The sequence below is a fragment of the Streptomyces graminilatus genome (assembly GCF_001418565.1).
Lineage (GTDB): Bacteria > Actinomycetota > Actinomycetes > Streptomycetales > Streptomycetaceae > Streptomyces > Streptomyces graminilatus.
Map to the genome: position 1 here is coordinate 1 of NZ_LIQQ01000622.1, position 8,949 is coordinate 8,949.

Sequence of the window (8,949 nt, forward strand, 5' to 3'; positions counted from 1 at the left end):
CATCTTCCCCGCGCGCGGGGAGCCAATCGGGGTACCCGAGGGAACGCAGCTCAGGAGCGCGGGCGGGCGGCGCGGGCGCGCGCCGGGCCGGTGACCGCATGTGCCCGGCGGTGAACGGTTCGTGTTGTGGCAAAGCTATGACACGGCTGTGCGGTGCTCGGGCTTACAGAAGGGGGGTGTGCGGCGATTACCCTTGCTCTTCGGCTCTCGGGCGTGCCGTAACGGTGACGCCCTGCGCGACGGGCCCGCCAACACTCCCCGCCCAACTCATCGGAACGCGAGATACATGACGGTCAACGGCACAGACGACGTACTGATTGTCCACGGCGGCACCCCGCTGGAGGGCGAGATCCGTGTCCGCGGTGCGAAGAACCTCGTACCGAAGGCCATGGTCGCCGCCCTGCTGGGCAGTGCGCCAAGTCGACTGCGCAATGTCCCCGACATCCGTGACGTCCGTGTCGTGCGCGGGCTGCTCCAGCTGCACGGGGTGACGGTCCGTCCGGGTGAGGAGCCCGGCGAGCTGATCATGGACCCGTCGCACGTGGAGAGCGCCAACGTCGCCGACATCGACGCGCACGCGGGGTCGAGCCGTATCCCGATCCTCCTGTGCGGTCCGCTGCTGCACCGCCTCGGGCACGCGTTCATCCCGGGTCTCGGCGGCTGCGACATCGGCGGCCGGCCCATCGACTTCCACTTCGAGGTGCTGCGGCAGTTCGGCGCGACGATCGAGAAGCGCGCGGACGGTCAGTACCTGGAGGCCCCGCAGCGGCTGCGCGGTACGAAGATCAAGCTTCCGTACCCGTCCGTGGGCGCGACCGAGCAGGTGCTGCTGACGGCGGTGCTGGCGGAGGGCGTCACGGAGCTGTCCAACGCGGCCGTGGAGCCCGAGATCGAGGACCTCATCTGCGTACTGCAGAAGATGGGCGCGATCATCGCCATGGACACCGACCGCACCATCCGCGTCACCGGTGTCGACTCGCTCGGCGGCTACACCCACGCGGCCCTCCCGGACCGTCTTGAGGCCGCGTCGTGGGCGTCGGCGGCGCTGGCGACCGAGGGCAACATCTATGTCCGCGGCGCCCAGCAGCGGTCGATGATGACGTTCCTGAACACCTACCGGAAGGTGGGCGGTGCCTTCGAGATCGACGACGAGGGCATCCGCTTCTGGCACCCCGGCGGCCAGTTGAAGTCGATCGCGCTGGAGACGGACGTACACCCCGGTTTCCAGACGGACTGGCAGCAGCCGCTGGTGGTCGCGCTGACGCAGGCGACCGGCCTGTCCATCGTCCACGAGACGGTGTACGAGTCCCGCCTCGGCTTCACCTCCGCGCTCAACCAGATGGGTGCGCACATCCAGCTCTACCGCGAGTGCCTGGGCGGCTCGCACTGCCGCTTCGGCCAGCGCAACTTCCTCCACTCGGCGGTCGTGTCGGGCCCCACCCGCCTCCAGGGCGCCGACCTGGTCATCCCGGACCTCCGGGGCGGCTTCTCGTACCTCATCGCCGCCCTGGCCGCCCAGGGGACCTCCAGGGTCCACGGCATCGACCTGATCAACCGCGGCTACGAGAACTTCATGGAGAAGCTCGTCGAGCTCGGCGCGAAGGTCGAGCTGCCGGGCAAGGCGCTCGGATAGCCATAACCACCAGTTGTACGAACGCCGATGGGGCGGTCACCCAGTCCGGGTGACCGCCCCATCGGCGTCAGCTACGGCGCCCTGAAGGGGCGCGGGGCCGTGTCCAACTATGCGGCTGCGCCGCGCGGGCGCGACCAGCCACAGCGGCCCCGCAGTCGCCCACGGCACCAAGCCACAACGGCGATTGGGCGCCCTTACTTACCCTTGGCCGCTTCCTTGAGCTTGGAGCCCGCGGAGACCTTGACGCTGAAGCCGGCGGGGATGTCGATCGGGTCGCCCGTCTGCGGGTTGCGCGCGGTGCGAGCGGCACGGTGGGTGCGCTCGAAGGTCAGGAAGCCGGGGATGGTGACCTTCTCGTCGCCCTTGGCGACGATCTCACCGACGGTCTCCGCGAACGCGGCCAGAACGGCGTCCGCGTCCTTGCGGGTGACCTCGGCGCGGTCGGCCAGGGCGGCCACCAGCTCACTGCGGTTCATGTTGTTACTCCCGTGTTCTTCTTGCTGTTGAGGCGTGCCCCACGGCGGAGCCGCATGGGGGGCACAGCGAAGCCGATGCTGCCAGGGTCCTCGGTGGGTCCCCGGACCCGGGTCCGCCGTCGGACCCTCACGCCCGAAGACGCATCCTGCCCCCACCTGCGGCGGGAAAGCCAATCCGGCACCCCTGGGAGTCACACGAACACCCTTGGAAGTCACACGGAAAGCGTCAGCGGCCGGGGCCGACAGGCTGAACCTGGCCGCCACCCTAGGGCCGCCCGGCGGCACGGCGCCCCCGACGCGCCGGTACGGGGGCCCGTGGGAACCGTCACATACACGGCACCGAAAACCGGGAACTTCCAGGGAACCACCCGGGATCCGCTCGGGATCTACTCGGCTGTCGCCGCCGCCGCCTTCGCCGCTTCCCGCACCGCGCCGGCCACCGCGCCGGCCACCTTGTCGTTGAAGACGCTCGGCACGATGTAGTTCGGGTTCAGCTCGTCCGCGGTGACGACGTTCGCGAGTGCGGTCGCGGCGGCGAGCATCATCTCGGTGTTGACCGTGCGGGACTGCGCATCCAGCAGACCGCGGAAGACACCCGGGAAGACCAGCACGTTGTTGATCTGGTTCGGGAAGTCCGAGCGGCCGGTCGCCACGACGGCGGCCGTCTGACGGGCGATCGCCGGGTCGATCTCGGGGTCGGGGTTCGCGAGTGCGAACACGATCGCGTCCTCCGCCATCGCGGCCACGTCGTCACCGTCGAGGACGTTGGGGGCCGAGACACCGATGAAGACGTCGGCGCCGCGCACGGCCTCCTTGAGGGTGCCGGTGAGGCCCTCCAGGTTGGTGTTGTCGGCGATCCAGCGCAGCGGGGAGTCCGGGGCCGCGTTCACCAGGTCCGCGCGGTCGGCGTGGACGACGCCCTGGATGTCGGCGACGACGGCCTGCTTCACGCCGGCCGCGATCAGCAGCTTGAGAATGGCCGTACCGGCCGCGCCGGCGCCGGACATGACGACCCGGATGTCAGCGATGTCCTTGCCCGTGACACGCAGGGCGTTGGTGAGGGCGGCGAGGACGACGATCGCGGTGCCGTGCTGGTCGTCGTGGAAGACGGGGATGTCCAGGGCCTCACGGAGGCGGGCCTCGATCTCGAAGCAGCGCGGGGCCGAGATGTCCTCGAGGTTGATGCCGGCGAAGCCCGGGGCGATCGCCTTGACGATCGCGACGATCTCGTCGGTGTCCTGGGTGTCCAGGCACAGCGGCCAGGCGTCGATGTCGGCGAAGCGCTTGAAGAGGGCCGCCTTGCCCTCCATGACCGGCATGGCGGCCATCGGGCCGATGTTGCCCAGGCCCAGGACGGCCGAGCCGTCCGTCACGACCGCGACGGTGTTGCGCTTGATGGTGAGGCGACGGGCGTCCTCGGGGTTCTCGGCGATCGCCATGCACACGCGGGCCACGCCCGGGGTGTAGATCATCGAGAGGTCGTCACGGTTGCGGATCGGATGCTTGGACTGCATCTCGATCTTGCCGCCGAGGTGCATGAGGAACGTACGGTCCGAGACCTTGCCGAGGCTGACGCCCTCGATGCCGCGGAGCTTCTGCACGATCTCGTCGGCGTGCGCGGTCGAGGTCGCCGCGATGGTGACGTCGATCCGGAGCAGTTCGTGGCCGGAAGCGGTGACGTCGAGGCCGGTCACCGAGCCTCCGGAGGACTCCACGGCGGTGGTGATCTGGGACACCGCGGTTCCGCTCGCGGGCACCTCCAACCGGACCGTGATCGAGTAGGAGACGCTGGGCGCCGTTGCCATGGCCGACTTCCTCTGCTTTCACCCTGATGCTTGGTTTGCCGTCCGATCGTCGCACCTACTGTTGAGTACCTGGTAGCGGGGCCTCGATTGCGAACCTTTTGTTCTCAATCCGTTCTTCAACACCCGCCGACGCGAAGGCACGCGAAGGCAACAGAAAGAGGTCCACGCCACCTGGTGGCGTGGACCTCTCATGTACTACGACGTTCAGTGGCACCGACCCGCCATGCTCGCCTCGCGGCAAGTGGTCGCTCGTAGCGACGAAGGTTGGGCCCGGGGGCTTGGATCGAGCCGGTGCCACGTCAACGGTAACAAACGATCCCCGTAAGGCAATTCCCATCGGCCCTTGTATTTGCCTCAGTCACGGAGCAGATCGGGCACCCCGCGCGCGTCGGGCTCGTCGCGGTCCGCGGAGACCACCGTCAGCTGCTGGGTGGCGCGGGTCAGCGCGACGTACAGGACGCGCAGGCCGGCCGGGCTCTCGTCGGCGATCTCCGCCGGGGAGACGACCACTGTGGCGTCGTACTCCAGGCCCTTGGCCTCCAGGCTGCCCAGGGCCACCACGCGGTCGCCCAGGCCCGCCAGCCAGCGGGCCGCCTCCTCGCGGCGGTTCATGGCCACGACGACGCCCACGGTGCCGTCGACGAGGTCGAGGAGACGGGCGGCCTCGTCCCGGACCGACTGGGCGAGCGAACCCCGTACGGCGGTGCTGTGTCCGACGTTTGTTGCCACGCCGTGTCCGATGTTTGTTCCCACGCCGTGTCCGATGTTTGTTCCCACAAAACGCGGCTCCACGCCCGTCGAGCGGACCGCCCTCGGGGACTCCGCGCCCGGCATCGCCAGGGCCAGGACCTTGGCGGCCAGTTCGGCGATCTCGGCCGGGTTGCGGTAGTTGACGGTGAGGGTGAAGCGGCGGCGCGGGCGGGTGCCCAGGGCCTCGTCGCGGGCCTCCGCCGCCTCGTCGGGGTCGGACCAGGAGGACTGGGCCGGGTCGCCGACGACCGTCCAGGTGGCGTGCCGGCCTCGGCGGCCGACCATGCGCCACTGCATCGGGGTGAGGTCCTGGGCCTCGTCGACGATGACGTGGGCGTACTCGGTGCGCTCCTGGGCGAGCCGTTCGGCGCGTTCGCGCTGCGACTCCTCCCGTACCGGCATCAGCTCCTCAAGGCCGCTGAGCTGGTCCAGGGGGTCCAGGTCGCGCCTCTTGCGGGGGCGGGCCGGGGTGCCGAGGATCGCGTTCAGCTCGTCCAGCATGGCCACGTCGTGGACGGAGAGGCCGTCGCGCTTGAGGGCGCGGGCGACCCGGCGGACCTCGCCGGGGTTGAGGATGCGGCGGGCCCAGCGTCCGAGGCGGCGTTCGTCGGACATGGCGGCGAGGACGGAGGCGGGGGTCAGTTCCGGCCACCAGGCGTCGAGGAACGCGATGAAGGCGTCCTCTGAGGTGACGTCCTCGTCGAAGGAGGAGCGCAGTTCCGCCGCCAGCTCGGGGTCCGTGTGGCGGCCCTGGGCGCCCGAGCGGGCCCACAGGGCGTCCAGGAGCAGCCTGCGGGCGCGGGGACGCAGCAGGTTGACGGGGGCCGTGCCGCTGAGCGCCGACTCGCGGATGCGGGCCAGCTCCGGGCCTTCGAGTTCGATACGGCGGCCGAAGGCGACGACCCGCAACCGGCTGGTCGACGTGGCCGTGGACGTAGGCGTGGACGCGGTCTGGTCGTTGTTCTGCTCCAGGGCGCCCCGCGCGGCCTTCCGCAGCACCCTGAGCATGCGGTACGAGCCCTTGGCGCGGGCCACGGCCGGGGCGTCGTACAGGGTGGCCTCGGCGCCGTCGACGAGGGAGCCGATGGCCCGGATGGCTACCTGGCCCTCCTCGCCGAGGGACGGCAGGACGCCCTCGGTGTACGCCACCAGGAGCGGCGTCGGGGAGACGATGAGGATGCCGCCCGCGTACCGGCGGCGGTCCTGGTAGAGCAGGTAGGCGGCGCGGTGCAGCGCGACGGCGGTCTTTCCCGTCCCCGGGCCGCCCTCGACGTACGTCACGGAGGCGGCCGGGGCCCGGATCACCAGGTCCTGCTCGGCCTGGATGGACGACACGATGTCCCGCATGGTGTGGCTGCGGGCCTGGCCCAGGGCGGCCATCAGGGCGCCGTCGCCGATCACGGCGAGCTCGTGGCCGTCCAGGGACGCCGTCAGCTCGGGGCGCATCAGGTCGTCCTCGACGCCGAGGACCCGCCTGCCCTTGGAGCGGATGACGCGCCGGCGGACCACCCGGCCCGGCTCGACCGGGGTCGAGCGGTAGAACGGCGCGGCGGCCGGGGCGCGCCAGTCGATGACGAGGGGCGAGTAGTCCGCGTCGAGGACGCCGATCCGGCCGATGTGGAGGGTCTCGGCGATGTCGGCGGTGCTGTCGGGGCGTACGGCCCCTTCCGCGGGCTCCACGGCCGTGTACGCGCCGTCCGGGCCCTTCTTGCCGTCCATGCCCCGCAGCAGGTCGATACGGCCGAAGAGGAAGTCCTCGAACTCGTTGTTCAGCCGGTTGAGGTGGATGCCGGCCCGGAACACCTGGGCGTCCCGTTCGGCGAGCGCGCCGGGGGTGCCGACCTGACCTCGTTTGGCGGCGTCGTGCATGAGGAACTCGGCCTCGTCGATCTTCTCCTCAAGACGCCGGTACACCCGGTCCAGGTGTTCTTGTTCGACGCTGATCTCGCGGTCGCGGACGGAGTCCTGTACTGAGGAGTCCTCGACCGGTACGAGCGCCGTTTCCTGCTGAGCCTGAGCGGCCACCGGGCCCCCTTCTGACGTGCTGGGCAGCCGTCAACCGTACGCGAAAGGGAGGCCCTGATGCTACGAGTCCGCCCCAGGACACCGTACGAGTCTTCGTACGAGGTGGCCTGGGGCGGTCACGGGGCGACTGTGGAGATGGTTGTGGAGTTGCTTGTGGAACTGGTTGTCGGAGCGGCTGCACAGGGTCAGGCGTCGACCTCGACGAGCTTCTTGCCCGCGGAGGTGACGACCTCGAAGTGGTCGATCTGGTCCGCGTTGAAGGCCGTTCCGCCGTGGATGTAGAGCGGGTTGCGGGCCTCTTCGTTCGTGGCGTCCTTGATGCCGTATCCCCACTTGGGGACGGACCAGTTGGACATGGTCTCGCGCGAGCCGTCCTTGCCGACCACGACGAGGGAGCACTTGAGCGGCCCCTTGACGCCGCCGAGCTGCAGCACCGCGCCGACGCCCCAGGTCTTCGACGACATCGCCACGGTCGCGCTGACCTTGGTGGCGGGGTCGGTCGCGGAGACACGGTCGGTCATGCCGGCGAAGTCGTCCTTGGCGGAGGCCGTCTTCGGTGTCACGCTCGGCGCGGGAGTGGCCACGCTGGTGGTGTCGCCACCGGTCGTCGCCAGCACCGCGGTCGGGCCGCCGATGATGAGGGCCACCGCGGCGGCCACCATGTAGAGGCTTTGCCGGCGCTTGCTCGCACGCTTTACCGCGACCTCGTCGACCAGCCGCGTCACGAGCTGCGGGGTCGGGCGGGCGGCCAGCGACTCGCCGATGGCCGGCGATCCCTGGGAACCGGGCAGGTCCGCGAGTGCGGCCAGCATCGGTTCCATCCCGGCCAGCTCGTCGAGCTGCTGGGCGCACCACTCGCAGCCGGCGAGGTGTGCCTCGAAGGCCGTGGCCTCCGCGTCGTCGAGAATCCCGAGGGCGTAGGCGCCGACGGTCTCATGTTCGTTCGGGCCTTGGGTACCCCGCGTTCCTCGCATGGAACCAGGACCACCCGCTCCGAAACCCCCGTAAACACTCATGCCGTCACCCCCCGCTCCTCCAGTGCGAGCTTCATCGAACGCAGGGCGTAGAACACCCGTGAGCGCACCGTTCCGCTGGGTATACCCAGCGTTTCGGCCGCTTCATTCACGGTACGCCCCTTGAAATAGGTCTCGACCAGAACCTCCCGGTGAGCGGGGGTCAGGTCGTCCAGCGCGTCCGACAACGTCATCAGCCACAACGCCTTGTCGATCTCGTCCTCCGCGGGGATGACCTCCAGCGGCGACGGGTCCACCTCCTGCGGCCGGGCCTGCCGGCTGCGGTGGCCGTCGATGACGATGCGCCGGGCGACCGTCACCAGCCAGGGGCGTACCGAACCGGTTGCCCGATTGAGCTGACCGGCGTTCTTCCAGGCACGGATTAGTGTTTCCTGCACGACGTCCTCGGCTCGTTGCCGGTCTCCGGCGACCAGCCTGAGGACGTACGCCAGCAAGGGGCCTGCGTGCTCTCGGTACAGCGCACGCATCAGTTCCTCGTCGGGTTCCGAGGGCTGGGACATGCGATGTCGGGCCCTCGGTGCTTGCTCATTGGCCACGACGGAATCCTTGCGCACGCCCACCTCCGCTGTCCCCGGTTCCCTCAGTCGGTCGCTCCCCCTGAGTTACGGAAGTGACATGCGGGATGTTCAACGTGCGACCACAACTTTCTTTATCCGGACCCGACGCGACGGACAAGGGAGCACATTCCCGCCGCAAGTGCTTTACGTTTCCGCCACATTGGCAAGATCGGGCAGTGCCCTCGGCGCGCCGACTGGAAACTCACGTGTAACCAAGGTCACTGCGACCACGCGGAGTTGGTGGGCCCGATTCCGCCCGACTGGCCCGAGATGGGTGATCTGCGGTCCGGATCGGGGAGCGGGGCGAGGGTGAGTGGGGAGGGGCTAGGCGCGCGCCAGGGCCGCTCGTCGGCGGTGCCTCGCGACCCGCTCCCGGTTGCCGCAGATCTCGCTGGAGCACCATCTGCGGCGCCGGCCCCGGGAGGTGTCGAGGTAGACGATCGAGCAGTTGTCCCCCTCGCACTGACGCAGGCACGCGCGTGCCACGGGGTCGGTGAACAGCTCCACGGCATCCCGGGCGACCACACCGAGCAGGGCCGCGCGGTCGGGCGGCCCGTGCAACTTCCGTACGAGGGTGCCGTCCTCGGCGCGGACGGCGCGGGGGGCCGGGGGCGCCGGGCGGGCGAGTTCGTTGAGGCGGGTGAGGGCCTGGTCGAGGGAGCGGGGGTC

7 protein-coding genes are annotated in these 8,949 nt (G+C 69.9%); 1 reads left to right on the forward strand and 6 read right to left on the reverse strand.

Annotation, left to right across the window (positions count from 1 at the left end; genetic code table 11):
• Window positions 1-286 precede the first annotated feature (286 nt).
• Window positions 287-1,633, forward strand: coding sequence for a UDP-N-acetylglucosamine 1-carboxyvinyltransferase (gene murA / locus AOK08_RS38455; RefSeq protein WP_055534747.1), 1,347 nt, complete (start codon window positions 287-289; stop codon window positions 1,631-1,633).
• A gap of 194 nt (window positions 1,634-1,827) precedes the next feature.
• Here murA and AOK08_RS38460 read toward each other — a convergent pair whose 3' ends face one another.
• The 6 genes from AOK08_RS38460 to AOK08_RS38485 form a co-directional block, all read right to left on the reverse strand.
• Complete coding sequence (locus tag AOK08_RS38460) at window positions 1,828-2,109, reverse strand: HU family DNA-binding protein (RefSeq protein ID WP_053741618.1); 282 nt, start codon at window positions 2,107-2,109, stop codon at window positions 1,828-1,830.
• Window positions 2,110-2,495: 386 nt separating this feature from the next.
• A complete protein-coding gene (locus AOK08_RS38465) occupies window positions 2,496-3,914 on the reverse strand; it encodes an NAD-dependent malic enzyme (RefSeq protein WP_055534749.1) in 1,419 nt (472 codons plus the stop codon).
• Between the two features lie 354 nt (window positions 3,915-4,268).
• The gene (locus tag AOK08_RS38470; RefSeq protein WP_055534751.1) at window positions 4,269-6,689 is read right to left on the reverse strand and encodes a HelD family protein; all 2,421 of its coding nucleotides are present in this window, start codon (window positions 6,687-6,689) and stop codon (window positions 4,269-4,271) included.
• Window positions 6,690-6,874: 185 nt separating this feature from the next.
• Window positions 6,875-7,663: an anti-sigma factor family protein gene (locus tag AOK08_RS38475; protein ID WP_055534753.1), complete on the reverse strand. Its 789-nt coding sequence runs from the start codon at window positions 7,661-7,663 to the stop codon at window positions 6,875-6,877.
• Between the two features lie 38 nt (window positions 7,664-7,701).
• Entirely contained in the window at window positions 7,702-8,223 is a 522-nt protein-coding gene (locus AOK08_RS38480) for a sigma-70 family RNA polymerase sigma factor (protein ID WP_010039908.1), read from the reverse strand.
• 381 nt (window positions 8,224-8,604) lie between these two features.
• On the reverse strand, window positions 8,605-8,949 hold a 345-nt coding region (locus AOK08_RS38485; RefSeq protein ID WP_198539519.1), incomplete at its 5' end, for a CGNR zinc finger domain-containing protein.

Excerpts from the sequence above, each read along its gene's own strand:
- AOK08_RS38480 (WP_010039908.1), bottom strand. The coding sequence starts at position 8,223 with ATGTCCCAGCCCTCGGAACCCGACGAGGAACTGATGCGTGCGCTGTAC.
- AOK08_RS38475 (WP_055534753.1), bottom strand. The coding sequence starts at position 7,663 with ATGCGAGGAACGCGGGGTACCCAAGGCCCGAACGAACATGAGACCGTC.
- AOK08_RS38465 (WP_055534749.1), bottom strand. The coding sequence starts at position 3,914 with ATGGCAACGGCGCCCAGCGTCTCCTACTCGATCACGGTCCGGTTGGAG.
- murA (WP_055534747.1), top strand. The coding sequence starts at position 287 with ATGACGGTCAACGGCACAGACGACGTACTGATTGTCCACGGCGGCACC.
- AOK08_RS38460 (WP_053741618.1), bottom strand. The coding sequence starts at position 2,109 with ATGAACCGCAGTGAGCTGGTGGCCGCCCTGGCCGACCGCGCCGAGGTC.